Annotated in this window: 25 protein-coding genes and 1 tRNA gene; 17 read left to right on the top strand and 9 right to left on the bottom strand. The window is 63.1% G+C overall.

Features of this window, described 5'->3' with window-relative positions:
* Window positions 1–188 precede the first annotated feature (188 nt).
* The 7 genes from AC0L2A_RS02810 to recQ all read left to right on the top strand — a co-directional run bounded on the left by AC0L2A_RS02810 (window position 189) and on the right by recQ (window position 7,071).
* Window positions 189–716: a TRAP transporter small permease gene (locus AC0L2A_RS02810; protein WP_031255309.1), complete on the top strand. Its 528-nt coding sequence runs from the start codon at window positions 189–191 to the stop codon at window positions 714–716.
* A gap of 4 nt (window positions 717–720) precedes the next feature.
* Window positions 721–2,001: a TRAP transporter large permease gene (locus AC0L2A_RS02805; protein ID WP_473492112.1), complete on the top strand. Its 1,281-nt coding sequence runs from the start codon at window positions 721–723 to the stop codon at window positions 1,999–2,001.
* Window positions 2,002–2,010: 9 nt separating this feature from the next.
* Window positions 2,011–2,787: a FadR/GntR family transcriptional regulator gene (locus tag AC0L2A_RS02800; protein WP_023800077.1), complete on the top strand. Its 777-nt coding sequence runs from the start codon at window positions 2,011–2,013 to the stop codon at window positions 2,785–2,787.
* Window positions 2,788–2,814: 27 nt separating this feature from the next.
* Window positions 2,815–3,672 (top strand): 5-dehydro-4-deoxy-D-glucuronate isomerase, encoded by an 858-nt coding sequence (gene kduI / locus AC0L2A_RS02795; RefSeq protein ID WP_473607404.1) that lies wholly within the window; start codon window positions 2,815–2,817, stop codon window positions 3,670–3,672.
* Window positions 3,669–4,436, top strand: coding sequence for a 2-dehydro-3-deoxy-D-gluconate 5-dehydrogenase KduD (gene kduD / locus AC0L2A_RS02790; RefSeq protein WP_473607403.1), 768 nt, complete (start codon window positions 3,669–3,671; stop codon window positions 4,434–4,436). The genes kduI and kduD overlap by 4 nt, the downstream gene beginning before the upstream one ends.
* Before the next feature lie 22 nt (window positions 4,437–4,458).
* Complete coding sequence (locus AC0L2A_RS02785; RefSeq protein WP_473492115.1) at window positions 4,459–4,797, top strand: cupin domain-containing protein; 339 nt, start codon at window positions 4,459–4,461, stop codon at window positions 4,795–4,797.
* 429 nt (window positions 4,798–5,226) lie between these two features.
* Entirely contained in the window at window positions 5,227–7,071 is a 1,845-nt protein-coding gene (gene recQ / locus AC0L2A_RS02780; protein WP_473607401.1) for a DNA helicase RecQ, read from the top strand.
* Window positions 7,072–7,107: 36 nt separating this feature from the next.
* On the opposite strand, the gene AC0L2A_RS02775 is transcribed toward recQ, so the two are convergent.
* Complete coding sequence (locus tag AC0L2A_RS02775; RefSeq protein WP_473607532.1) at window positions 7,108–7,416, bottom strand: SEC-C metal-binding domain-containing protein; 309 nt, start codon at window positions 7,414–7,416, stop codon at window positions 7,108–7,110.
* On the opposite strand from AC0L2A_RS02775, the gene AC0L2A_RS02770 reads away from it, so the two are divergent.
* On the top strand, window positions 7,415–7,651 hold the full coding sequence (locus AC0L2A_RS02770; protein ID WP_473607400.1) for a type II toxin-antitoxin system PemK/MazF family toxin: 237 nt from the start codon (window positions 7,415–7,417) through the stop codon (window positions 7,649–7,651). The two genes, AC0L2A_RS02775 and AC0L2A_RS02770, sit on opposite strands and share 2 nt — an antisense overlap.
* A 110-nt stretch (window positions 7,652–7,761) precedes the next feature.
* Here AC0L2A_RS02770 and AC0L2A_RS02765 read toward each other — a convergent pair whose 3' ends face one another.
* Window positions 7,762–8,085: a hypothetical protein gene (locus AC0L2A_RS02765; RefSeq protein WP_287224970.1), complete on the bottom strand. Its 324-nt coding sequence runs from the start codon at window positions 8,083–8,085 to the stop codon at window positions 7,762–7,764.
* A 78-nt stretch (window positions 8,086–8,163) separates the two neighbouring features.
* The gene (locus tag AC0L2A_RS02760) at window positions 8,164–9,057 is read right to left on the bottom strand and encodes an alpha/beta fold hydrolase (RefSeq protein ID WP_473607399.1); all 894 of its coding nucleotides are present in this window, start codon (window positions 9,055–9,057) and stop codon (window positions 8,164–8,166) included.
* A gap of 188 nt (window positions 9,058–9,245) precedes the next feature.
* Between AC0L2A_RS02760 and AC0L2A_RS02755 the strand changes: the two genes are divergently transcribed.
* A complete protein-coding gene (locus tag AC0L2A_RS02755) occupies window positions 9,246–10,226 on the top strand; it encodes a Tim44 domain-containing protein (RefSeq protein WP_473607530.1) in 981 nt (326 codons plus the stop codon).
* 85 nt (window positions 10,227–10,311) lie between these two features.
* Here the strand turns inward: AC0L2A_RS02755 and AC0L2A_RS02750 are convergent, their stop codons facing one another.
* From AC0L2A_RS02750 to AC0L2A_RS02730, 5 genes are all read right to left on the bottom strand, one after another.
* Window positions 10,312–11,205 carry a LysR family transcriptional regulator gene (locus tag AC0L2A_RS02750; RefSeq protein WP_473607397.1) on the bottom strand — a complete coding sequence of 298 codons (894 nt, stop codon included), beginning with the start codon at window positions 11,203–11,205 and terminating at the stop codon, window positions 10,312–10,314.
* Window positions 11,206–11,336: 131 nt separating this feature from the next.
* Window positions 11,337–11,747, bottom strand: a complete 411-nt coding sequence (locus tag AC0L2A_RS02745) for a cyclophilin-like fold protein (protein ID WP_473607396.1) — start codon at window positions 11,745–11,747, stop codon at window positions 11,337–11,339.
* Window positions 11,748–11,812: 65 nt separating this feature from the next.
* The gene (locus AC0L2A_RS02740; RefSeq protein WP_473607395.1) at window positions 11,813–12,925 is read right to left on the bottom strand and encodes an alpha/beta hydrolase; all 1,113 of its coding nucleotides are present in this window, start codon (window positions 12,923–12,925) and stop codon (window positions 11,813–11,815) included.
* A 652-nt stretch (window positions 12,926–13,577) separates the two neighbouring features.
* Window positions 13,578–14,294 (bottom strand): pentapeptide repeat-containing protein, encoded by a 717-nt coding sequence (locus AC0L2A_RS02735; protein WP_473607529.1) that lies wholly within the window; start codon window positions 14,292–14,294, stop codon window positions 13,578–13,580.
* Between the two features lie 472 nt (window positions 14,295–14,766).
* Window positions 14,767–14,856: transfer RNA gene (locus AC0L2A_RS02730), tRNA-Ser, on the bottom strand.
* Window positions 14,857–15,178: 322 nt separating this feature from the next.
* On the opposite strand from AC0L2A_RS02730, the gene AC0L2A_RS02725 reads away from it, so the two are divergent.
* From AC0L2A_RS02725 to AC0L2A_RS02715, 3 genes are all read left to right on the top strand, one after another.
* Complete coding sequence (locus AC0L2A_RS02725; protein ID WP_473607393.1) at window positions 15,179–15,850, top strand: 50S ribosomal protein L21; 672 nt, start codon at window positions 15,179–15,181, stop codon at window positions 15,848–15,850.
* A 99-nt stretch (window positions 15,851–15,949) separates the two neighbouring features.
* Complete coding sequence (gene rpmA, locus AC0L2A_RS02720) at window positions 15,950–16,219, top strand: 50S ribosomal protein L27 (RefSeq protein WP_023678077.1); 270 nt, start codon at window positions 15,950–15,952, stop codon at window positions 16,217–16,219.
* 116 nt (window positions 16,220–16,335) lie between these two features.
* The gene (locus AC0L2A_RS02715; RefSeq protein WP_473607392.1) at window positions 16,336–16,923 is read left to right on the top strand and encodes a GNAT family N-acetyltransferase; all 588 of its coding nucleotides are present in this window, start codon (window positions 16,336–16,338) and stop codon (window positions 16,921–16,923) included.
* Window positions 16,924–17,093: 170 nt separating this feature from the next.
* Here AC0L2A_RS02715 and AC0L2A_RS02710 read toward each other — a convergent pair whose 3' ends face one another.
* The gene (locus AC0L2A_RS02710; protein ID WP_473607391.1) at window positions 17,094–17,963 is read right to left on the bottom strand and encodes an endonuclease/exonuclease/phosphatase family protein; all 870 of its coding nucleotides are present in this window, start codon (window positions 17,961–17,963) and stop codon (window positions 17,094–17,096) included.
* 194 nt (window positions 17,964–18,157) lie between these two features.
* Between AC0L2A_RS02710 and obgE the strand changes: the two genes are divergently transcribed.
* The 5 genes from obgE to AC0L2A_RS02685 all read left to right on the top strand — a co-directional run.
* On the top strand, window positions 18,158–19,186 hold the full coding sequence (obgE, locus tag AC0L2A_RS02705) for a GTPase ObgE (protein ID WP_473607389.1): 1,029 nt from the start codon (window positions 18,158–18,160) through the stop codon (window positions 19,184–19,186).
* Between the two features lie 2 nt (window positions 19,187–19,188).
* The gene (gene proB / locus AC0L2A_RS02700) at window positions 19,189–20,367 is read left to right on the top strand and encodes a glutamate 5-kinase (protein ID WP_473607388.1); all 1,179 of its coding nucleotides are present in this window, start codon (window positions 19,189–19,191) and stop codon (window positions 20,365–20,367) included.
* 3 nt (window positions 20,368–20,370) lie between these two features.
* On the top strand, window positions 20,371–21,657 hold the full coding sequence (locus tag AC0L2A_RS02695) for a glutamate-5-semialdehyde dehydrogenase (protein WP_473607387.1): 1,287 nt from the start codon (window positions 20,371–20,373) through the stop codon (window positions 21,655–21,657).
* A gap of 265 nt (window positions 21,658–21,922) precedes the next feature.
* Window positions 21,923–22,510, top strand: a complete 588-nt coding sequence (locus AC0L2A_RS02690; protein ID WP_473607386.1) for a nicotinate-nucleotide adenylyltransferase — start codon at window positions 21,923–21,925, stop codon at window positions 22,508–22,510.
* Window positions 22,511–22,717: 207 nt separating this feature from the next.
* A partial coding sequence (locus AC0L2A_RS02685) for an MFS transporter (protein WP_473607385.1) occupies window positions 22,718–23,415 on the top strand: 698 nt, incomplete at its 3' end.

Raw genomic sequence — 23,415 nt, 5'->3', positions numbered from 1 at the left:
TTTTAAATTTTTTTTTAAAAAAAACACCACCCACACCAATAAATTGTTTTTGTTTTTTTTCTTTTTTTTTGGGTCTTTTTTTCCCCCGGGGGGGGGGGCCCCCCCCCCCCCCCGCCACCCTCTTGCGGAGAGAACCAGTGACCTCCAGCTCAGAACAGAGACCGTCCCTGTCCGGCATCGCGCGCGTGATGTCGCGCGTCAGCACGGCGGCGCTGTGGATCGCCGGCATCGGGCTGGTGCTGATGACCGCCTTCGTCGCCTGGCAGGTGTTCGGCCGCTATGTTCTGAACCGCTCGCCGAGCTGGACCGAGCAGGGCTCGGTGATGCTGATGAGCTGGTTCATTTTCCTCGGCGCTGCCGTCGGGGTGCGCGAGAACTATCACCTCGGCTTCGACGTCCTGCTCTACGTGCTGCCGAAAGGCGGAAAACGTTGGCTGAGGATGATCTCGGATCTCGTCGCGCTCGCCTTCGGCATCGGCATGATCTGGTATGGCAGCCAGCTGGTCGCGCTGACCTGGGGCGCCACCTTGCCGTCGCTCGGCATATCGGGGGGCTGGGACTACGTCCCGCTTGTCGCGGGAGGCGTGCTCATCGTGCTGTTCACGCTGGAGCGCATCGTTCTTCGCCTCTCCGGTGCGCCGATCGACGATGCGCTCGATGAGCTGCCGCCGGCGGAAGTCGCAGCCGAACTCGACACAGCCAACGTGAAGGTCTGACGCCATGGAACTCTGGATACTTTTTGGCGTCTTCACCGTCCTGATGCTCATCGGCACGCCAATCGCTTTCTGCCTCGGCGTCGCAAGCTTTGCCACCGTTCTCTATATCGGCCTGCCGCCGCTCATCGTGTTCCAGCGCCTGAATTCCGGGATGAGCGTCTTTTCGCTGCTGGCCATTCCGTTTTTCATCTACGCCGGCGACCTGATGGTGCGCGGCGGCATCGCCAGCAAGATCGTTGCCTTCGCCGGCTCGCTGGTCGGCCACATGCGCGGCGGCCTCGGGCAGGTCAACATCGCGACCGCTACACTGTTCGGCGGCATTTCGGGCTCCGCCGTGGCGGAGGCAGCGGCGGTCGGCGGCTTGATGATCCCGCAGATGAAGGCGCGTGGCTATGGAGCGGATTACGCCGTCAACGTCACCTCGATGGCGGCGCTGATCGCGCTGCTGCTGCCGCCGTCGCACAACATGATCATCTACTCGATCTCGGCAGGCGGAAAGATCTCCATCGCCGACCTGTTCACCGCCGGCATCATCCCGGGCCTGCTGTTGGCCCTGGCGCTGATGATCACCGCCTACTTCGTGGCGCGCTCACGCGGCTATCCGACCGAGCCGTTTCCTGGCTTCGCCGCCGTCGCGCATCTCTTCGCCGTCGCGGTGCCAGGCCTGCTGCTGATCGCGATCATCTTCGGCGGCGTGCGATCGGGCGTTTTCACGGCCACCGAGAGTTCCTGCATCGCCGTCATCTATGCATTGCTCGTGACTGTCCTGGTCTACCGGCAGATGACCTGGGAAGGTTTCGTTCATGCCACCCATGGCGCCGTGCGCACCACGGCCATGGTGCTGCTCATCATTGGCATGGCAGCGGCGTTCTCGTGGTTGATGGCCTTCCTCAAAGTGCCGGCAGCGCTGATAGCCTCGATGAACGCGATCTCGGAGGATCCGCTGGTCGTGCTGCTCCTGCTCAACCTCTTGATGCTGTTCCTCGGCACCTTCATGGACATGGGGCCGACGATCATCATCTGCACGCCGATCTTCCTGCCCGTGGCGCAGGCCTACGGCGTCGATCCGGTGCATTTCGGTGTCATCATGATCCTCAACTTCGGCATCGGGCTGAACACCCCGCCGGTGGGCGCAGTGCAGTTCGTGGCGTGCGCGGTGGGCAAGATATCCGTCTGGGAAGCGATGCGCTCTATCTGGCCGTTCTATGGGGCCGGCATCGTGGTGCTGGGGCTCGTCACTTACATTCCGGCTATCTCGCTATGGTTGCCGAGCGTCTTCAAATAGGGGCTGGCAATGGCATCGGATATGGCAATCAACCTGAAGGTCGAACGCAAGCCCAAGCTGTCGGAGACCGTGGTCGCGGCGATCCGCAAGCAGTTGCAGGCGGGCGAGATCCAGCCAGGCCAAAAGCTGCCGACCGAGGGTCGGCTGACCGAAACCTTCGGGGTCAGCCGCACCGTCATCCGCGAAGCGCTGGCCAAGCTTGCCGCCGACGGTCTGGTCGAGCCGCGCCAGGGCGCCGGGGTCTTCGTCACCGAGCACATCTCGACGATGTTCGGCACGCTGGCTGCGGACATCGGCAGCAAGGATTCGATCGCGCTCAACGTGCTGGAGGTGCGCCTGGCGATCGAGATCGAATCCGCCGGGCTGGCCGCTATCCGTCGCAATGCCGCGCAGGAAGCGGCGATCCAGGAGGCGTTCTTCGAGTTCGAGCGGCTGCTGTTGAACAGCGAGCCGACAGGTCCGGCCGACCTCGCCTTCCACCGGGCGATCGCCAGCGCCACCAACAATCCGTTCTATGTCGAGATGCTCGACGTGCTCGGCCGGCGCGCCATTCCTTGCGACGTGACATCGCCGTGGTCGACAGAACTCGCCCAATCCGACGCCTATCAGCGCGGCCTGCAAGACGAGCATCTGGTGATCCTGAACGCCATTACATCAGGCGATGCCGAGTCGGCGCGCGAAGCGATGCGCGCGCATCTCAGCGCCAGCCAGCAGCGCTATCGCGAGCGCCTGCATGCACGCCAGATTTTTTATGCCGATTCGGTCAAGGCCGCGGCAACCGAATGACCAATGAGGCAGCCCAATGGGACAGCAATGAATCACACTGACAATCACACCGACTTCACCTCGCGCTTCGCCATCGACCCTGTTACCGCCGCGGCGATGGGGACGGACGAGCTCCGCCACAATTTCCTGATCGAAGGCCTGTTCCAGCTCGGCCGCATCGGCCTGACCTATACGCATTACGACCGCATGATCGTTGGCGGCGCCATGCCTGCCGGGACACCGCTTCCGCTGCAGGCGATCAAGCCGATCGGAACAAAGAACTTTCTCGATCGCCGCGAAATGATCGCCGTCAACATCGGCGGCGCCGGCATCGTGAAAGCCGGCGGCCAGTCCTACGAGCTGCAGCCGCGCGACATGCTGTATCTCGGCATGGGCGCCAACGAAGTGTCGTTCGCCTCAGTCAATCCAGCCGAGTCGCCCAAGTTCTATCTGCTCAGCGCGCCGGCGCATCAGAGCCATCCCAGCCAGCTGATCCGCATCGGCGATGCCAAGAGGCTCGACCTCGGCAGTCAGGCGACCTGCAACGAGCGCTCGATCTTCCAGTTCATCCATGCCGAGGGTGTGAAGACCTGCCAACTCGTCGTCGGCATGACCCAACTCGCCCCAGGCTCGGTCTGGAACACCATGCCGTGCCATGTGCATGACCGCCGCATGGAGGCTTATCTCTATTTCGACCTGCCGGAGACGGCGCGGGTGTTCCATTTCATGGGCGAGCCGGACGAGACACGCCATCTCGTCATGCGCAACGAGGAAGCGGTGCTGTCGCCGGGCTGGTCGATCCATTCGGGCGCCGGCACCTCCAACTACGCCTTCATCTGGGCGATGGCCGGCGACAATGTCGACTATACGGATGTCGATCCGGTAGCGATGGAAGAGCTGCGATGAGCGACCTCTCGGCTTTCAGCCTGGCCGGCAAGCGCATTCTCGTCACCGGCGCCAACACCGGCATTGGCCAAGGCATCGCCCTGTCGATCGCGCGCGCCGGTGGTGCGGTGGTCGGCGTCGGCCGCTCTGCAATGGATGAGACCGCGGAAAAGATCGGCGCGGCGGGCGGCCGCTTCGAGGCGGTGCGCTGCGATCTTGCCGACCACGCCGCCGCCCAGGCGATGCTCGATCGCGTCTGGGACGAATCCGGGCCGCTCGACGGGCTGGTCAACAATGCCGGCATCATCCGGCGCGCCGACGCCGTCGATTTGGGGCAAGCCGATTGGGACGATGTCATGGACGTCAACCTGAAGACGGTGTTTTTTCTCAGCCAGAGCTTTGCCCGGCGCGTGCTTGCCGATCCCGAACGGCGCGGCAAGATCGTCAACATCGCCTCGGTGCTGAGCTTCCAGGGCGGCATCCGCGTCGCCTCCTACACCGCCTCGAAACATGGCGTGGTCGGCATTACCCGGTTGCTCGCCTGCGAATGGGCGTCGAAAGGCATCAACGTCAACAGTATTGCGCCCGGCTACATCGAAACCAACAACACCGAGGCGCTGCGTGCCGACCCGGACCGCAGCACCGCCATTCTGGCGCGCATTCCAGCCGGGCGCTGGGGCGGACCGGAAGACATCGGCGACGCTGCCGTCTTCCTGCTGGCGCCGGCGTCAAACTACATGCATGGCGCGGTGGTGCCGGTGGACGGCGGCTGGCTGGCGCGATGAGGAGCATGACGAGGATGTGGCGATGACCGGAACGAAGATCTTTGCGCATGCCGGCGAGGGCGCGTGGACGCCGACCCCGGATGGCAATCGCAGACGTGTGCTGCTGCACACCGACGAATTGATGATGGTCGAGTTCGGTTTCGACAAGGGCGGTGTCGGCGCGCTGCATTCGCACCCGCATGTCCAGGCGAGCTACGTCGCCGAAGGACGCTTCGAGGTCACCATCGACGGCACGACCGAGATCATGGAAACGGGAAGCAGCTTCATTGTCCCTGCCAATTTGGTCCACGGCGTCAAGGCGCTCGAGGCCGGCCGTCTGGTCGACAGTTTTACCCCGCACCGCGCCGATTTCCTCGACTGACAGTACGAGAACCCCCCGCAGGTCACGACGCAGCGGCAGCCTATCTTGGAAGCGAAAAGCCCGCGCCTCCGGAGAGACGCGGGCGTGTTGCCTGGGCGCTTGTGGCGCCGCGGTACTCAAAACATCACCGCAGGACCTGAACCTGCCGAATCATGGTGAAGATAGGATTAATCGGCCCGAGCCGTTGCGCGATATTCACAGCCAAAGTGAATAGAGGCTGGAATCACGCTCGCATATCCGCCAATGAGGGGGATAACTTTTCAGACGGAGCCGACGGAGACAGGACTTGAGGAGCGTTCGAATGTCCGAATCGGCTGTCCAAGCGGTCACCCGACGATTCGCCAGGGAGCTTCGGCAGGTCACGTCGCCGCTGACTCGGGCCGTTCCCCCAATGCCTTTTCGGGCAGCGCCGATCATAGAAATTCCCTGATGCAGGCAGCGGCGGCGAGCGTCCCGGCGGAGGATCCCAAGCGGCGCGTCCTGAAGGACGTGTTCGGCTTCGACGATTTTCGTCCCGGCCAGGACGCCGTGACGGAGGCGCTGCTGGCCGGGCGTCATGTGTTGGCCGTCATGCCGACCGGCGCCGGCAAATCGCTCTGCTACCAGGTCCCGGCGCTGGTCCTGGGCGGCCTCACCATTGTCGTTTCGCCGCTGGTGGCGCTGATGCAGGACCAGGTCGCCGCATTGCGTCTTGCCGGCGTGGCGGCCGATACGATCAATTCCTCGCTCGATCGCGATGCCAATGTCGCCGCATGGCGCCGCGTCGCGGCGGGCCAGACGCGCCTGCTCTATCTTGCACCGGAGCGGCTCATGACCGTGCGGATGCTCGAGGCGCTGGCCAGGCTCGACATCCGGCTGATCGCTGTCGACGAGGCGCATTGCATCTCCCAATGGGGGCCGTCGTTCCGGCGCGAATATGAAGAGTTGTCGCGGCTGCGCGACATTTTCGCTGATGTGCCGATCATTGCGCTGACGGCGACAGCGGACGAGGCGACGCGCACCGACATCGCCGGACAGCTGTTCGCCGGGCGCGTCGAAACCCTGGTGCTGGGTTTCGACCGGCCGAACATCAAGCTTGGCGTCGAGGCCAAGCAGGACAGCAAGCGCCAATTGCTGGGCTTCGTGCAGCGTCATGCCGGCCGCAGCGGGATCGTCTATTGCCTGTCGCGCAAGAAGACGGAAGAGATGGCGGCGTTCCTCGAGAAGAACGGCGTGCGCGCCCTAGCCTATCATGCCGGCATGAGCAAGGAGGCGCGTGAAGCAAATCAAAACGCTTTCATGACCCTGTCGGGCGTGGTGATGGTGGCGACCATCGCCTTCGGTATGGGGATCGACAAGCCGGACGTCGCCTATGTCTTCCACACCGATCTGCCGGGCAGCCTCGAAGCCTATTATCAGGAAATCGGCCGCGCCGGCCGCGACGGGCGGGCTGCCGAGGCACATATGCTCTTCGGTCTCGGCGACATTCGCATGCGGCGGCTTTTCATCGACGACGAGGACGCGCCGGCGGAGCATAAAAGGCGCGCGCATAGCCGGCTCGATACGCTGATAGGCTATTGCGAATCGGCCCAGTGCCGTCGCCAGATCCTGCTTGGCTACTTCGGCGAACCAGCAATGCCTTGCGGCAATTGCGACAACTGCCTCGACCAGACGCCGCACGCGGATGGCGAAGCGGAGGCGCGGATCGTCTTCGCGGCCATTGCGCAGACCGGCGAGCGCTTTGGCGCCGTCCATGTCGTCGATGTTCTGCTCGGCCATGAAACCGAGAAAGTCCTGGCCAGGAACCACCACAGGCTTGCCAGCTTCGGGACCGGCGTGGCGCACAAGAAGGATGTCTGGCAGTCGCTCATCCGCCAGCTCGTCGCGGGAGGGTTTCTGACGTTGGGCTCAGGCGGCCATGGCGGCCTTGCCATCGCGGAAAAGGGCCGCGAGCTGGCCCGTGGCGAGGTCCCGTTCCGGTATCGCGTAGAGGTGCGGAACCGCGCGGCACAAGGCAAGACTCGTCCCACCCCGAATGCTGCCGCGGGTACTGAAGACCTGGATACCGCGCTTTTGGCCACGCTCAAGGCGGTTCGGCTGCGTCTCGCCCGGGAGCGCCAGGTGCCGGCCTTCGTCATCTTCTCCGATCGCACGCTGATCGACATGGCCGAACGCTGCCCGCGCGACCTCGACGCCTTCGCAGCAGTCAACGGCGTCGGTGCCGCAAAACTCAGGGAATTCGGCGAGATCTTTCTCGGCGCAATCGCTGCGCACCAATCCCGTGGATCGGCCTGAGACAGCCAAGGATCAAGTCCGCGGTGCTGCAGCAGGTCAATTTGCGAGACAGCATTTCTTCGCTTTCTTGCCGCTTCCACAGGGACATGGGTCATTTCGTCCGACATGGCGCAAAGGATTTGTGACCGGCGCTGTCAGGCTCGGCAACTCGTCGAGCCAGGTTTTTTCAGGGAAGGGCGAGTGCAAATCTTCCTTGCCAAAATACTCAAGGTGGCTGGTCCATTCCAACGCTTCAAGCACATCGTCGATATAGCCGAGACCGGCGCGCCTGAATCGGTCCTCGATATCGTTCGGGCTTTGCTCGGCTGCTACGAGAGCGTCTTCGAAATCACTGAGTTCAAGCATGCCCAATGGGACGCGGCCGTCGTCCGACGCGCCATTGTTCCGTCTGTTCGTCGAACCGAACGAGCGCAACGGGCTGCTCACCGTCTGCCGACTGATGGTGGACAAGATCACCACGATCCCAAAGTCCAAGATCGGCGCAAATATCGGGCGGTTAGACGACGCGGACATCCTGCGCCTCAATCAGGCCGTTATCGTTTTCCTCGGCTTGGCCGTGTCGCCGAGACTGAAGCCGTGACGGTGAGGATGACAGAATCCACGGAGCCGTCGAGCCTCGGCTGTGATGCCAGTACTGCGAAATCGATCATTTTCAGCCTTCGGCAGCAGGCTCTGACGCCGGCGCCGCAATCAGCACCTGCTTCGTCTCACAGCTGCGATCGCGGCCTCCTGCTGCTGCAATTGCTCGATTTTCGCGTTCTGGCGGACTGTGACGGTAGTGGCGACACGCCGGGCTCCCCATAGCCAGTTCGGAATGTTGGTTTTCGCGACTTTGCCCCGGGTGATCGCTGTCGCCGACAGCTCCTTGGCGACTTCACCCATGGCCACGTTGAGTTCGACGCAACTCATCCTGTCGTATTTCGCGGCATCAAAGGATGCATGGAAGGGCGATGCGCAACCTCCGACAAACACGATGCTGCATATCAGGGATATGGCTGGCGAGATGGCTTTCATTTTATCAAGCAGATTTGACGCCGGACGGGCGAATGAGGCATGTGAAGCTCTACAACACTCTGCCCTGGGCGTCATTCCCTATTCAACCTCGAAGAATTTCGAGAGAGCCGCTGCGGTCTGGTGAGGGTGCTCTTCTGGAAAGAAGTGCCCGCCCGGAACGGGACCTCCTTCAACTCTGTCGGCCCATTTCCTCCAGATAGCCAGCGGTCCGCCTTCCTCCGCATACCAGGTCTCCAGGCCGCCCTGGCTACTCCACAGTGCCAGGAGCGGACACTTGATGCGACGACCGTTTATCTGGTCCAGTGCGTCATGTTCACGATCGATCGTGGCAGCGGCCCGATACTCTTCGCAAATCGCATGAATATGAACGGGATCGCGAAGCGCCTTGACATAGGCCTCCCTGATCGTTGCAGAGAACATTTCTGCCGGCGATCCCCACTGCACAATCGCATTGTCGACGATGGCATCGGGCGCCGCGCCGATCAGCCGCTCCGGCAGCGGTTCCGGTTGCGCAAGAAGGCTCCAGGGCCAGAAGCCGAGAGCCAGTCTGGCATCCGCCCTGTCCCACGCGGCGGCGGTCGGGATGACGTCGAGGACCGCGACCCTGGACATCCCATCGGGGTGATCGAGTGCCAGGCGATAGGCGACCCGCCCGCCGCGGTCGTGTCCGGCAACCATGAACCGCCCAAAACCCAACTGCTGCATGACTTGAACCATGTCTGCGGCCATGGCGCGTTTGGCGTATGGGCTATGATCGGCCGAGGAGACCGGGCAGCCGCTTTGCCCATAGCCGCGAAGATCGGCGGCGACGACTGTGAAGCGGGGCGCCAGGGCCGCGGCAATATCCCTCCACATCAGATGCGTTTCTGGAAAACCATGAAGCAGCAGCAGCGGCGGACCGGTTCCGCCGACCCTTGCGAAAATGGTCGTGTCGTCCAGTTGCAAGCTGGTGGCCCTGAAACCTGCAAACACCGTTTTTCTCCTCGGTGTGCCTCAGGCGACAACGCACAAGGTGGCAGAAGGATCACGGTCGGCTGCTTTGCTGAATTTGTGGCGGTCCTGGAATTCTCCTCAATTGCCAGGTACGGAAACTGCGGCCACTGATATTTCGATCGGCGCACCCCATATAGCGCCAGAGTGTCGCTTGAGGATTTGCCATGATGATTTCGCGTTCGAGCCGGTTTGCCGTTTTGTTTGCAGGACTGTTCCTGGCTTTTTCCATGGTCACGGCCGATTACGCCGAGGCGCGGCGTGGCGGCAGTTTCGGCAGCCGCGGCACGCGCACGTTCCAGTCGGTCCCGCCGACCAGGACGGCGCCACAGCCGGCCGCGCCGGTCGAGCGCTCGATGACGCCTAACGCCGCAACGAACAATGCGGCCCGCCAGACACCGGCAGCCCAACGACCAGGGATCTTCAGCGGCCTCGGCGGTTCGATGATGCGCGGCCTGCTGCTCGGCGGTCTGATCGGACTTCTTTTGGGCCAGGGGTTCGGCGGCTTGGCTGGCATGTTGGGCCTGCTGCTGCAAGGATTGCTGATCGGCGGCGCGATCATGCTGATCATCCGCTTTTTCCGGTCGCAATCGGCACGCAGCCAAGCGCCTGCCATGGCCGGCGTTCCCCAGGGCATGGGCAATTTTGGGCGAAACGCGGCAGCCCAGCGCGAGGCGGACAACGTCACATCTTTCTCCATTCCAGGCATCGGGCCTGGCTTTGGCCGGACGGCTCCAGCCAACGATCAAATTACGATGACGCCGGCCGATCTCGATACATTCCAGCAGCGGTTGACCGAAGTTCAGGAAGCGTTCGGGCGTGAAGACCATGCTGGCTTGCGCCGGCTGGCGACCCCCGAGATGGTGTCGTACCTGTCCGAAGAACTTGCCGACAATGCCAAAAACGGCATCAGGAACGAGGTGTCGAACGTCAGCCTGCTGGAGGCCGATATTGCGGAGAGCTGGCGGGAAGATGATCGTGACTACGCGACGGCTGCCCTGCGCTACGAGTCTCTTGACGTGATGCGTGATCGCGCCACCGGCAAGATCGTCGCCGGCGAAGCCGATCGGCCGACGGAAACAACCGAACTGTGGACCTTCACGCGCCAGAACGGCGGCGACTGGAAGCTGGCGGCAATACAGCAGCCCTGACCGATACGCTGCAGCAGCCTCGGCGGTTCACGTCCTCTGGCGATGGCTTCAGTGGCAGGAACGTCGAAGCCCGCGGCATCGATAGTCACTCGCGATGGCGCAGCGCATCGACCAGGGCAACGAAAGCAGGCGAGGATTGCCGGCGGCTCGGATAATAGAGGTGGTAGCCATCCCAATAGGGCGACCATCCTTCCAGGACCCGCGCCAGCCGACCTTTGGCGATGTGGGGAAGGGCCATTTCTTCCGGAACATAGCCGAGGCCGCGGCCGGCCAGCGCGGCGTCCAGGACATGAAAGATGTTGTTGAAGACGAGCTGCCCATCGACGCGAATTTTGATCTCGCGGCCGTTCTCCTCGAACTCCCACACATAAAGAGCCCCGGACGTTGGAAAACGGTAGTTGATGCAATTGTGCTGCACGAGGTCCTGCGGCTTCTCCGGCGCGGGATGCTCGGCAAAGTAGGATTCTTCGCCGACGACCGCGAAGCGGAAATCCGGTCCGATGCGAGCCGAGATCATGTCTTTCGCAAGCTGTTCGCCCATGCGGATCCCGGCGTCGAAGCGCTCCGTCACGATGTCGGTGAGGCCGTTGTCGAGCAGGAGTTCGACCTTGATGTCGGGATATTTCGGCAGAAAGCGTTTCAGCTTGGGCCAAAGGATGCTGCTGATTGCATAGTCAGGCGCTGACAGCCGGATGGTTCCGGCGGGCTTTTCTCTCAGTTCGTTCAGGGCATCGACCTCGATTTCGATCTGGTCAAAGTGCGGCCCAATCCGCTGCATAAGCCTCTCACCCGCCTCTGTGGGAGCCACCGCGCGCGTCGTGCGGGTGAGCAGGCGAACGCCAAGGCGCGCTTCGAGTTGACGGATGGTGTGGCTTAGCGCCGATTGCGATATGCCGAACCGGGCTGCGGCGCGCGTAAAGCTGCGCTCCCGTGCAACGTCCAGGAACGCGAGCAGATCGTTGACATTCTGCCGCGGCACTCATGAATCCTTGTAATAGCCAGAGCTCGATTATACCGGATAAATCGAAGGCGAACACACTTCATTGAGCGGCAGCTATTCAATCCGCCGCTCGCCCCCCGGCGACGAACTACGAGCGGATTGCGCAGGTTTCAGTCGGCGCGTTCAACGCGGATGGTGACCGGACCGGGACGATCAAAGATCGAGACATCGCCAGTGACCTGCCCGAGCCTGATGATGCCAGGCGCCGGGAGGCGACCGCTCCGATAGTAGATCACGAAATGATCGGAACTCCACAACCCAAGCGTGCCGACAGAGAACTCGCGCTGCCGCGCCAGCTCGGGCAAGGCGGAAGGCAGATTGCCGGTCTTTTCCTGGCGCAGATGATCGGACATCTCTATCGTGAGCGGCAGCATCTGCGCCAGAGATTTTGCGGCCTCGTTATCGGCGAGATCGGCTGTGACCTCGCCCCAATCCGAAGAGATGCGAATGCGTTCTTGAGCCATGGCAGGTCCAACCGTTCCGATTGCGATAACAGCGGTGCTCAGCAATAGTTTCAGCATGCGGTCGTATCCCCGATCAATGCTGATGGAGCCTGTACCGTCTGGTACAGGCTCCATCGCGCCGTTCACGCAGAGAGATGCTGATTGAAGAAGCTGGTCAGCTTGTCGAACGGGATCAGGTCGACGCGATCGTAGAGGTCGACGTGCCCGGCGCCGGAAACCCAAACAAGCTCCTTCGGCTCGGCCGCTCGCTGGTAGGCATCCTCGCTGAACTCGCGGGAGTGAGCCTGATCGCCGGCGATGAACAGCATCGGGCGCGGCGAGATCGTCTCGATGTCGTTGAACGGGTAGAAATTCATGAACTTGACATTGCTGGCCAGCGTCGGATGCGTGGTGATCTGCGCGTTTGCGCTTGCGGGCGTGAATTCACCCCGCGGCGTGCGGTAGAAGTCATAGAATTCCCGCTGGATCGGATGGGTGTCGGCGGTCAGCTCATGCACCGTGCCACTGGTATATTCGACCTCGCCGCCTTCAAACTCTGCCCAGCGCCGCTCGGCAGCTGCAGCAATGGCCTGCTTGCGCTGCTCGACGCTCAGCGAATGGTTAAGCGCGTTGCGGTTGGCGGCCCCCATGTCGTACATGCTGACGGTCGCGACGGCGCGCATCCGCGGGTCGATCTTGGCCGCGCTGATGACGAAGCTGCCGCTGCCGCAGACGCCGATCGCACCGATGCGGTTTCTGTCGACGAATGGCCGCGTGCCCAGGAAATCGACGGCGGCGCTGAACGCTTCGGCGTAGACATCCGGCGAAACGATCTGGCGGGCCTCGCCCTCGCTTTCGCCCCAGAACGGCAGGTCGATGGACATGGCGACGAAGCCCTGTTCGGCCATCTTGGTGGCATAAAGATTTGCGCTCTGCTCCTTCACCGCACCCATCGGATGCCCGACGACGAGCGCCGGATGGCGCGCATTGCGGTCGAGCTTGTTGGGAATGAACAGATTGCCCGCAACGTTCATCTCGTATTGGCTCTTGAAGGCGATCTTTTCCAGCGTCACCTTATCGCTGGTGTAGAAGTTGTTGGCGCCGTTTGACATGTCTTGAGCCTTTGCGAAGGGGATGCTGAACAGCGACGCCGCACCGAGCGCGGCAACGCCGGCACCGGTCAGCTTGAGGAGATCACGCCGGTCAAAGTCGACACTGGACTGCGCCGTGCTCTCGATTCCGATCTGCTTGTTCATGCCTGTCTCCTTTGATCGTCCTGAACTGTCGCAGGGCTGCCGGGCCATGCTCATTTCCTCGGCATGCGCGACAGTGTTGCGAATGTGTGAAATAGAATAGCGACGACGCCGGCGATCGATTAGACGGCAAAATCCGCATGTCGTTATGAGGATGATTCATCAATCGAATAGCGCAGGCTCGTCCCGAAGGTGAACAGATTCGTCCGCCTCCGGCCGCATCTGCATGCGCAGGAAGAAGATCGTCACCGTGCCCGCCGATCAAAGGTTCGGCGTCAACGAGTTCGACGATGGCATTTGGCCCTTGAGCCTCATGCCCTATGATCTTGGATACTTCGACCTGAAACAGAGGACATTGCCCATCCCGCATTCTTGGCGCAGCCGGGATGCTCGCACCTATGGTGTATAATGCCGGGGCGCGTGACGGGCTCCATTGCATCCGGAAGGCAGATCAGTTCGTCACTCATGCTATGATCCTTCCTTCTGAGCAGGAGGTGGACCAGCCACCTCTGCGAACGGTGCGGAAAGCGCGAGTTCATGCATGCCGAGACGCAAAACCAACCGCTCGGGAACGGCAGGGCATTCGGGTTAGGCGGCTTGCCGAAAGGTTCGAATCCTGTCGGGTGCAGCATTGCCGCAGTTCGCTTGCCGACAACTATTCCTGCTGGAATTGACAGGGCCAATCTTCAGGCCTCGTCAAGCCAGAAGGCAACTCGGTCCGGGCGTCTCCGCAAGCCATGTTGAGCTGCCACTGGGACAGACCCGCCGAATTGGAAAGGTCGACGCCCTCGACACGGGTCAGAAAGAAAAAGGCGCGGTCAAAGTCTATCGACGCGGTGAACGTCGCTCCTCGGAAGTCCGCCCGTGCGAGATTGGCAAACGAGAAGCGGCTGCCGCTGATATCGGCGCCATGGAACTGCGCACGCCCCAATTCTGCCTTTGTGAAATCAACGTTGGTCAGATTGGCGTCCTGGAAATTCGAGCGCTGCAATTCCGCGCTCGCAAACACAGCGCCCTGCGCGTCCATACGGCTGAAGTCGGTCCTGTAGGCCTCGATTCTGTCGAACCGGGCGCCTTTGGCGATGGAGTCGGCCAGGGAAGCACGCACAAGCGTTGCCTTCTCAAGATTTGCCGCAAGGAGATTGCTGTTCCTGAGGTCGGTCGAAGTGAAATCAACACCGAACAGGTTCGCCCCGCTCAGGTCCTGTCCTTCTAGGATGAGAAGCTTCTTGCCACACTCGTGCCAATTGACGCCAGGCGTCGCGGCTGCGTGGCAATTGTGAGCAGCAGTGGCGTTCTGCCAAGCAAACACAGTGCAAATCGCTAGAACCAAGCCGGATGCGGCGTAAGCTCTGGTTCGCCTCAAAGTCATGGTTGCTGGACCTCTGCTACTCGCCGACACTCAACCTGACCACATCTGCTGACACTCGAGAGTGCTCCTCGTCTACACCACCGTCAACCCGGGAGCAGAGGACCTGGCGACGGTCGCCGCAGATGCGCAGCGGACGTCAACAATGGGAAGCCTGCTCGGGTGCTGACCGCCACCGCCGGCGTCCGCCGCCGACAAGCGTGAATCCGCTTGGGTCCGCACCGATCGGTACTTCCCGACGGCGAGGTTGACCCGGCACGGGGTGCTAGTCGCGTATCCTGATTCCGCTGTCGCTACCCCACGACTTCGCTTAGCGAGGCCGAAGTTGATCTCTGCCATCTATCAGGTCGAAGCGTGAACCCCGCATATTTGTGTCGTAAGCTGACGTGCCGCGAATACGCTGTTTTCGGTAGGCGGGCTTTATGGCGGGCGCGCAACCTATTCTTTGATTTTTATCAATGTAAACAATGTCGTATGGCGGAGAGGGAGGGATTCGAACCCCCGATGGGCTTGCACCCATGCCGCATTTCGAGTGCGGTGCATTCGACCACTCTGCCACCTCTCCGCGGTCATGGTCCGCCGTTGCCGGCGCGGCGCACTAGATAACGGCTGGACGGACAGGTTACAAGGGCCAATCTGCCTGATATCAGGCTTCTCTCCGGGCCGTATGGCTCGTCCCTCGATACCTCCGCCGCCTGTGCCAACGGCACCGTCTTGCTTTCGGCCGTTTGCCTTGACTCGCGCTGCACCTTCGGCTAGGGACAGCGCGCAATCGGCGTGGAGGGCTCTTCCGCGCCGCTTGCTTTTTGAACCCGCAGACTGACAAAAAGACGGCCGAACCGCCTGAAGCGGTTCGTCAAGGCCGACCGAACAGCGAAAGGCAAAAAATGTTCGCAGTCATCAAAACGGGCGGCAAGCAGTATCGCGTCGCCGCCAACGATCTCCTGAAGATCGAAAAAGTCGAAGGCCAGGTCGGCGACATCGTCGAGATCGGCCACGTGCTCGCGCATGGCGAGGGCGAGAATGTCACGTTCGGCGCGCCGTTCGTCGACGGCGCTTTGGTCACCGCCGAAGTCGTCGAGCAGGGCAAGAACCGCACGGTCATCGCTTTCAAGAAGCGCCGCCGGCAGAATTCGCGCCGCAAGATCGGCCATCGCCAGCTGTTGACCACCGTGCGGATCGCCGAGATCCTGCTGGGTGGCGCCAAGCCGACGAAGAAGGCCGCGGCCAAGGCCGAAGCGAAGGCCGAGGCGAAGGCTGAAGCTTCGCCGAAGATCGAAGCGAAGCCAGAGGCTGCGCCGAAGAAGGAAGCCAAGGCAAGTGAAACCGCCGCCGCGCCGCTGTTCAAAGCGCCGAAGGGCGAGCCGGACGATCTGACCGTGATCAAGGGCATCGGCCCGGTTGCGGCCGGCCAGTTGAACGAGCAGGGCATCACGACCTTTGCCCAGATCGCCAAGCTGTCGGACAAGGATATCGCCAAGATCGACGAGCATATGCCGTTCAGCACCGACCAGATCACGGACTGGCGCGAGCAGGCCAAGGAATTGGCGAAGAAGTAAAGCGGACCGGCGCGATCGTCGCCGGTTCGGACTTGAAACGGAACGCGAACGCGTTCATAAGACCCTTTAAGCGCCTAGCGGCGCATCGGAGTTAGTTAGATGGCACACAAGAAAGCTGGCGGTTCGTCGCGCAATGGTCGCGACTCCCATTCCAAGCGGCTCGGCGTGAAAAAATTCGGCGGCGAAGCCGTGATTCCGGGCAACATCATTATTCGTCAGCGCGGCACGACGTGGCATCCCGGCACCAATGTCGGCATTGGCACGGATCACACGCTGTTTGCGCTCGAAGCTGGCGCAGTCACCTTCAACAAAAAAGCCAATGGCCGAACCTACGTATCGGTGAACCCGATGACGAAGGCCGCGGAGTAGCCGGTTCCGCACGAGAACACCGGCACCCATCTCGGGAACCGGTGTCTGGCCAAGCCAGGAAATGGATCAGGGGAGATGGGTTTCCATCTCCCCTTTTTCTTGCCTGGAGGACTGACATGGTTGCCGAAGCAGATGACACAGACGGTGAAAGTTACGCGATAGATTGCCCGGTCCTGGTGACCGAGCGGCTGGTCCTGCGGGCGCCGCGCGAAAGTGATATCGAACAGCTGGTGGTGCTCGCCGACAATCGCCATGTCGCCGAAATGCTGGCCCGCATGCCGCACCCCTATGGCGAGACCGAGGCACGCGCCTTCCTCGCGATGACGGCATCGCGCCGGGCCGGCATTGCCTATGCCTTGACCCTGGCCGGCACCGAAACCTTCGTCGGATGCGCCGGCCTCAACACCACCGATCGCGGGCTGGAGCTCGGCTACTGGATCGGCGAACCCTACTGGAAGCGCGGCTATGCGACGGAGGCCGCGCATGCGCTGGTCGACCTCGCCTTCCAGAAGACGGCGATCCAGGTGCTGCATGCCTCGACGCGGGTGATCAATCCGGCCTCGCGCCGGGTCATCCACAAATGCGGCTTCCAGTATGCCGGCCAGGGCATGCTGAACTCGATCGTTGCCGGCCAGGTGCCGGTCGAGCGTTACCGCCTCGATCGCAGGACCTGGACCAGCCTGCGGAACTGGGTCCATTTCTAGGCATGTCGATCTTCAGGTGAGGCCGGCCTGCGAATGGCGGCTTCCTGCGCTTCCGGTGCTCACGTACCAAAAGTACGCTCCGCTCCGGTTCTCGGAAGCCACCACTCTCGGCGCGGCCTGACCTGAATCTCAACACGCCTAGGCGCGAAGGTTGCGGACCGAATTTGGGTTCAAACCATCTCGACCCAGACCGGCAGGTGGTCCGAACCGACTGCTTGCCGGTCGACCCACAGGCGCTTCAGCGATTTGGCCAGCGAGGCGCTGGTGAAGACATAGTCGATGCGCTTGTGGCGGCTGGCGTCGCCAGGCCGCCTGGGGTCGATCCAGGTGACGAGGTCGGCGCCTGCGGCGGCAAGGCGCGGTGCGGCATCGACAGCAAGATCGGCGGTCACCGGCATGCCGAATTCGTGATCCAGGCGGCCGGCGAATTCGACATATTCCGGCGATCCGGCCAGCATGTTGAAGTCGCCCATGACGACGAATCCTTCGGGACAAGGCAGGTCCGGCAAGCCGACCTCGGCGACGCCCGACAGCGCGCCGCCCTCGATCGCATAGTTCAACAGGCGCCGGCGCAGAAACCGGATCTGGCTGGCGCGTTCGACCGGGCTGCGATGGTCGAGATGGGTGGAATAGAAGCGGATAAAACCAAGCGGCGTCTCGATCAGCGCCTCCAGCGCGCCGCGCTGGAAATTCATCACTTCGAAACTGCGGCTGCGCGGCAAGAGGAGATTGCGCGACAGATGAACGGGGGTTTTCGACAGCACCATGTTGCCGAGCTGGAAGGTGGTGGTGATGGCGCGGCCGTTTTCCAGCCGCGAGCCGACATTGGCCTCGAAATTGCTGCCGTAGACGGCGAAATATTCGGGCAGCGCCTCGCCAAGCTCGGCCACCATGTCGCGGCCGCCATTGTTGGGGTTGTTGCGCGAGACCTCCTGCAGCGCGATCACGTCGGCGCCGCGCACGGCATCGGCGATGCGGCCGACATCGTAGCGGCCGTCAAGACCGATGCCGTAGTGGATGTTGTAGGTTACAAGCTGCATTGCGACTCCGGCGATGTTCAGACTCGGCGATGTTCAGACTCGGACATGTTCAGACTCGGACATGTTCAGACTCGGACCATGTCAGACTGGGGCCATGTTGATAAACAGCCTCGCCCTTCGCCCCGCCTTGGTTTAGAGCAGTGCCAAACGTTAGAGCAATGCCGCAAGGCCGATAGCAGAAACTCAGCAATACGATGAAATTTCTCGATCAAGCCAAGGTCTATGTCCGCTCCGGCGATGGTGGCGCCGGATCGGTGTCGTTCCGGCGCGAAAAGTTCATCGAATTCGGCGGTCCCGACGGCGGCGACGGCGGCCGCGGCGGCGACGTCTGGGTGGAGGCGGTCGATGGGCTGAACACGCTGATCGATTATCGCTACCAGCAGCATTTCAAGGCCAAGACCGGCACGCACGGCATGGGCCGCAACATGACCGGCGCCAAGGGCGCCGACGTGACGCTGAAAGTGCCGGCGGGAACGCAGGTCTTTGCCGAGGACAACGACACGCTGATCTGCGACCTGACCGTCGTCGGCCAGCGTTTCCTGCTGGCCAAGGGCGGCAATGGCGGCTTCGGCAACCAGCATTTCAAGACCTCGACCAACCAGGCGCCGCGCCGCGCCAATCCGGGTCAGCCGGGCGAAGAGCTCAACATCTGGCTCCGGCTCAAGCTGATCGCCGATGCCGGCCTGGTCGGCCTGCCCAATGCCGGCAAGTCGACTTTCCTCGCCGCCGTCACCGCAGCCAAGCCGAAGATCGCCGACTATCCCTTCACCACGCTGCATCCGGGCCTCGGTGTGGCCCGCATCGACGGGCGCGAGTTCGTCATCGCCGATGTTCCCGGCCTGATCGAAGGCGCGCATGAAGGCGTCGGCATCGGCGACCGATTCCTCGGACATGTCGAACGCACGCGGGTCCTCCTGCACCTCGTCTCGGCGCAGGAAGAAAATCCGGGGAAGGCCTACAAGATCGTGCGCGCCGAACTCGACGCCTATGGCCATGGGCTGGTCGAGAAGGTCGAGATCGTGGCACTTTCCCAGGTCGACACGCTCGATGCCGACGCGCGCAAGAAGAAGGTCGCTTCGCTGAAACGCGCCGCCGGCCGCGCGCCGATGCTTTTGTCCGCGGTCACCGGCGAAGGCGTCGAAGCCGTTCTACGCGCGCTGATGACGGTCGTCGCCGAGGCGCGCGAAGCTGTCGCCGCTCCGGTCGAGACGCGCTGGAGATAGCGATGGCCGCGCAGTCGCTGAAAAAATACCGGCGCATCACCGTCAAGATCGGCTCGGCGCTGCTTGTCGACCGCACGGCGGGGCTGAAGCGCGACTGGCTGGCCTCGCTTGCCGACGACATTTCAGTGCTGGCCGAGAATGGCGCCGAGATCCTCGTCGTGTCGTCCGGCGCCATCGCGCTTGGCCGCACCATTTTAGGCCTCGGCAAGCGGGCGCTGAAGCTCGAGGAAAGCCAGGCGGCGGCGGCGGTCGGGCAGATTGCGCTGGCCGGCGCCTGGTCGGATGCGCTCGGCAAGGGCGGCCTGAAATCGGGCCAGATCCTGCTGACGCTCGGCGACACCGAAGAGCGCCGCCGTTATCTCAATGCGCGCGCGACGATCTCGACGCTGCTCAAGATGAAGGCGGTGCCGGTCATCAACGAGAACGATACGGTGGCGACCTCCGAAATCCGCTATGGCGACAATGACCGGCTGGCGGCGCGGGTGGCGACGATGATGGGCGCGGACCTTTTGGTGCTGCTCTCCGACATTGACGGGCTCTACACGGCGCCGCCGGCGCGAGACCAGCATGCCAGGTTCGTCGCTGTGGTCGACCGCATCACTCCTGACATCGAGGCGATGGCGGGTGCGGCCGCTTCGGAGTTTTCACGCGGCGGCATGCGCACCAAGCTCGACGCCGGCAAGATCGCCACCGCCGCCGGCACTGCCATGATCATCACATCAGGCACGCGGCTGTCGCCGCTGCTGGCGATCGAGCGTGGCGAGCGGGCGACGTTCTTCCGGCCGAGCGCCAATCCGGTCAAGGGCTACAAGACATGGATCGCCGGGCAGCTCGAACCGGCAGGCCGGCTGACAGTCGATGCCGGCGCCATCGGCGCGCTGCTGTCGGGCAAATCGCTGCTGCCGGCCGGCGTCAAGCTGGTCAGCGGCAATTTCTCGCGCGGCGACACGGTGGCGATCCTGTCGCCCGAAGGCCGCGAGATCGCGCGCGGACTGGTTGCCTACGATGCCGCCGATGCCGTAAGGATCGCTGGCTTGAAAACAGCCGAGATCGAAACGGTGCTCGGCTATGAAGCGCGATCGGCGATGATCCACCGCGACGACCTTGTGGTGAGCCATTCCAGTGACCAAGTACAGGCCGGCGACCAACCGGTCGGTGACGAGGTGCATAGCGGAGGATGAGCCATGCTGAAGCTGCATGAAAAATCCCGGGACGATACGGTGGCGCTGATGGCCGATATCGGCCGCCGCGCCCGCGCCGCCGCCCGACCGTTGGCCGTCGCCACAGCCGAGCGCAAGCACGCCGCGTTGATCGGAATGGCGCAGGCGATCCTTCGCCACGAGCAGGATATTCTCGACGCCAACGCCATCGACATCAAAAATGGCGAGCAGTCCGGGCTTTCGGCTTCTTTCATGGACCGGCTGAAGCTTGATCCGGCGCGCATCCGTGCCATGGCCGACGGCATCAGTGAAATCGCCGGGCTGCGCGATCCGGTCGGCGATGTCATTGCCGCATGGGACCGGCCGAACGGCCTGCATATCGAGCGCGTGCGCACGCCGCTCGGTGTTGTCGGCGTCATCTACGAAAGCCGGCCGAACGTGACCGCCGATGCCGGCGCGCTGTGCCTCAAGGCCGGCAATCCGGTTATCCTGCGCGGCGGCTCGGATTCGCTCAACTCCTCGGCGGCGATCCATGCCTGCCTGGTCGAAGGGCTGAAGGCGGCCAAGCTGCCGCAGGATGCCATCCAGCTGGTGCCGACCGCCGACCGCGTCGCCGTCGGCGAGATGCTGAAAGGGCTTTCCGGCAATATCGACGTCATCATTCCGCGCGGCGGCAAGAACCTGGTCGAACGTGTCCAGAACGAGGCGCGGGTGCCGGTCTTCGCTCATCTCGAAGGCATCTGCCATCTCTATATCGACGGCTCGGCTGATCTCGACATGGCGGCCAGGATCGCGGTCAACGCCAAGATGCGGCGCACCGGCGTCTGCGGCGCGGCCGAGACGCTGCTGGTCGACCGCGCTGTTGCCGCCACCCATCTGGTGCCGATCCTCGGGGCGTTGCGCGCGGCAGGCTGCGAAATCCACGCCGACGCCGAGGTGCTGAAAGTGTTTGCCGACGCCCAGCCTGCGACCGACACCGACTGGGTGAGCGAATATCTCGATGCCATCATCGCGGTAAAACTGGTCGATGGCGTTGCCGGTGCGATCGAGCACATCGAGACTTTCTCCTCGCACCACACCGAGGCGATCGTCGCCGAGGATGCGAACGCCGTCGAACGGTTCTTCAACGAGATCGATTCGGCGATCCTTCTGCACAATGCCTCGACGCAATTTGCGGATGGCGGCGAATTCGGCATGGGCGCCGAGATCGGCATCGCCACCGGCAAGATGCATGCGCGCGGCCCGGTCGGTGTCGAGCAACTGACCTCGTTCAAGTACCGCGTGCGCGGGACGGGACAGGTGAGGCCTTGAGCTTATTCGCGGTTAGAGCCTGAGAGGCGTGCGCCCAGCCACCCCCCTCTGTCCTGCCGGACATCTCCCCCTCAAGGGGGGAGATTGGCTGTCGCATGGACTTTCGCCAACCTCCGGCGTCGCAGTAAGGGCGCCAGGGATGAAGCCGCCAATCCCCCCCCTTGAGGGGGAGATGCCAAGTTTTGGCAAAGAGGGCAGGGCAGAGGGGGGTGCCTGACGCATGCTATCCCCGTCCGAACAACCCGTCCCCTCTCGCTACCTTCATATGCCGCATGCCGAAAAGGGCCTGGCCGTCGGGTTGTTCGGCGGCTCGTTCAATCCTGCCCATGCCGGCCATGCGCTGGTCGCCGAGATCGCGCTCAGGCGCCTGGCGCTCGATCAGTTGTGGTGGATGGTGACGCCGGGCAATCCGCTCAAGATCGCGCGGGAACTGGCGCCGCTGGCCGAGCGGCTACGCCTGTCCGAGCAGATTGCCCGGAACCCGAAGGTCAAGGTCACCGCCTTCGAGGCGAGCCATTATGTCCGCTTCACCGCCGACACGCTGGCCCTGGTCAAGGCGCGCAACCCGGGCGTCGACTTCGTCTGGATCATGGGCGCCGATTCGCTGCGCGATTTTCATCGCTGGCAGCGCTGGCGCCAGATCGTGATGACGTTTCCGATCGCGGTGATCGATCGCCCTGGCGCGACGCTGTCGTTCCTGTCGTCGGTTGTCGCCAAGACCTTCGACTACGCGCGTGTCGACGAGGGCGACGCGCCGCGGCTCGCCCGCATGAAGGCGCCGGCCTGGACCTTCATTCACGGCCCGCGCTCGTCGCTGTCGTCGACCGCGATCCGCAAGATGGCGCAGGGATAGGATGAGCGCTGGTCTTCCCTTCTCCCCCTGTGGGCCCTGTAGGGGAGTAGGGGAGTAAGGGAGTAGGGCAGTATGTTATGCTGCTCGCCGACCCAGCCATTTTTTTCTTTTCCCTACTCCCATACTGCCCTATTCCCCTACTCCCCTGTCGGGCGATGTCGCATTTGCGGCTGCCTTTCCTCGGTCCGTGAGCGATCCTGCGCGGGCATGGCGATTCTCGAGCGAAACCAGACCAGACGCGACCCGGCACAGGGCAGCCCGCCGGCCCCGGCGATCGCCATCGCCAGCGTCGTCCTGTCGATGGCGCTGGTAGCGGTCGGCAACGGACTGATGTTCGCCTATATCCCGGTCCGGCTCGGCGCCGAGGGCTTCGATCCGACCTGGGCCGGGCTGATCGTCACCGGCCTCTCGGCCGGCGGCCTGGCAGGCTGCATCCTGACCGGTCCGCTGGTACGACGCGTCGGCCATGCGCGCGCATTCATGGTGCTGTCGGCGTTGATCGTGCTGTCGAACGCCGCCGTCGGGGCCGGACCGCACCCGCTGTCGTGGATCGCGGCACGCGCGCTCTACGGCTTTGCCATATGCGGCCTGTTCATCGTTGCGCAAAGCTGGCTGAACGACGTCATCGCCAACGCCATACGCGGCAGGGTCATGGCCTTCTTCTACGTCGCCTATGTCGCCGGGCTCGGTGTCGGCTACTCCACACTGGCGCTGATCGACATACGGGCAGCGGACGCGCCGCTGGTCGGCATCGCCTTCACCGCGCTATCGATCCTCCCCGTCGGGTTGACGCGGCTCGCACAGCCGCGGCCCCCCCCCGCGGCGGGGGGGGGGCGTGGGCGGGGCGGGGGGGTTTTGCCGGTGGGGGGGGCCCGCCGGGGTTGCGGGGGGGGGCCGGGGGTGAG

The organism is Mesorhizobium sp. WSM4844, assembly GCF_055811775.1.
This window is presented reverse-complemented; position numbering and strand designations above follow the sequence as displayed.

What these genes read in the sequence shown, in the direction of transcription:
- kduD (WP_473607403.1), top strand. Translation starts at nt 3,669, where the DNA reads ATGAGCGACCTCTCGGCTTTCAGCCTGGCCGGCAAGCGCATTCTCGTC.
- AC0L2A_RS02710 (WP_473607391.1), bottom strand. Translation starts at nt 17,963, where the DNA reads ATGCAGCTTGTAACCTACAACATCCACTACGGCATCGGTCTTGACGGC.
- AC0L2A_RS02805 (WP_473492112.1), top strand. Translation starts at nt 721, where the DNA reads ATGGAACTCTGGATACTTTTTGGCGTCTTCACCGTCCTGATGCTCATC.
- AC0L2A_RS02745 (WP_473607396.1), bottom strand. Translation starts at nt 11,747, where the DNA reads ATGCTGAAACTATTGCTGAGCACCGCTGTTATCGCAATCGGAACGGTT.
- rpmA (WP_023678077.1), top strand. Translation starts at nt 15,950, where the DNA reads ATGGCACACAAGAAAGCTGGCGGTTCGTCGCGCAATGGTCGCGACTCC.
- kduI (WP_473607404.1), top strand. Translation starts at nt 2,815, where the DNA reads ATGAATCACACTGACAATCACACCGACTTCACCTCGCGCTTCGCCATC.
- AC0L2A_RS02735 (WP_473607529.1), bottom strand. Translation starts at nt 14,294, where the DNA reads ATGACTTTGAGGCGAACCAGAGCTTACGCCGCATCCGGCTTGGTTCTA.
- obgE (WP_473607389.1), top strand. Translation starts at nt 18,158, where the DNA reads ATGAAATTTCTCGATCAAGCCAAGGTCTATGTCCGCTCCGGCGATGGT.
- AC0L2A_RS02715 (WP_473607392.1), top strand. Translation starts at nt 16,336, where the DNA reads ATGGTTGCCGAAGCAGATGACACAGACGGTGAAAGTTACGCGATAGAT.
- AC0L2A_RS02765 (WP_287224970.1), bottom strand. Translation starts at nt 8,085, where the DNA reads ATGAAAGCCATCTCGCCAGCCATATCCCTGATATGCAGCATCGTGTTT.
- AC0L2A_RS02770 (WP_473607400.1), top strand. Translation starts at nt 7,415, where the DNA reads ATGCCCAATGGGACGCGGCCGTCGTCCGACGCGCCATTGTTCCGTCTG.
- AC0L2A_RS02725 (WP_473607393.1), top strand. Translation starts at nt 15,179, where the DNA reads ATGTTCGCAGTCATCAAAACGGGCGGCAAGCAGTATCGCGTCGCCGCC.
- AC0L2A_RS02755 (WP_473607530.1), top strand. Translation starts at nt 9,246, where the DNA reads ATGATTTCGCGTTCGAGCCGGTTTGCCGTTTTGTTTGCAGGACTGTTC.
- AC0L2A_RS02775 (WP_473607532.1), bottom strand. Translation starts at nt 7,416, where the DNA reads ATGCTTGAACTCAGTGATTTCGAAGACGCTCTCGTAGCAGCCGAGCAA.
- AC0L2A_RS02785 (WP_473492115.1), top strand. Translation starts at nt 4,459, where the DNA reads ATGACCGGAACGAAGATCTTTGCGCATGCCGGCGAGGGCGCGTGGACG.
- proB (WP_473607388.1), top strand. Translation starts at nt 19,189, where the DNA reads ATGGCCGCGCAGTCGCTGAAAAAATACCGGCGCATCACCGTCAAGATC.
- AC0L2A_RS02695 (WP_473607387.1), top strand. Translation starts at nt 20,371, where the DNA reads ATGCTGAAGCTGCATGAAAAATCCCGGGACGATACGGTGGCGCTGATG.
- AC0L2A_RS02690 (WP_473607386.1), top strand. Translation starts at nt 21,923, where the DNA reads ATGCCGCATGCCGAAAAGGGCCTGGCCGTCGGGTTGTTCGGCGGCTCG.
- AC0L2A_RS02810 (WP_031255309.1), top strand. Translation starts at nt 189, where the DNA reads ATGTCGCGCGTCAGCACGGCGGCGCTGTGGATCGCCGGCATCGGGCTG.
- AC0L2A_RS02740 (WP_473607395.1), bottom strand. Translation starts at nt 12,925, where the DNA reads ATGAACAAGCAGATCGGAATCGAGAGCACGGCGCAGTCCAGTGTCGAC.
- AC0L2A_RS02800 (WP_023800077.1), top strand. Translation starts at nt 2,011, where the DNA reads ATGGCATCGGATATGGCAATCAACCTGAAGGTCGAACGCAAGCCCAAG.
- recQ (WP_473607401.1), top strand. Translation starts at nt 5,227, where the DNA reads ATGCAGGCAGCGGCGGCGAGCGTCCCGGCGGAGGATCCCAAGCGGCGC.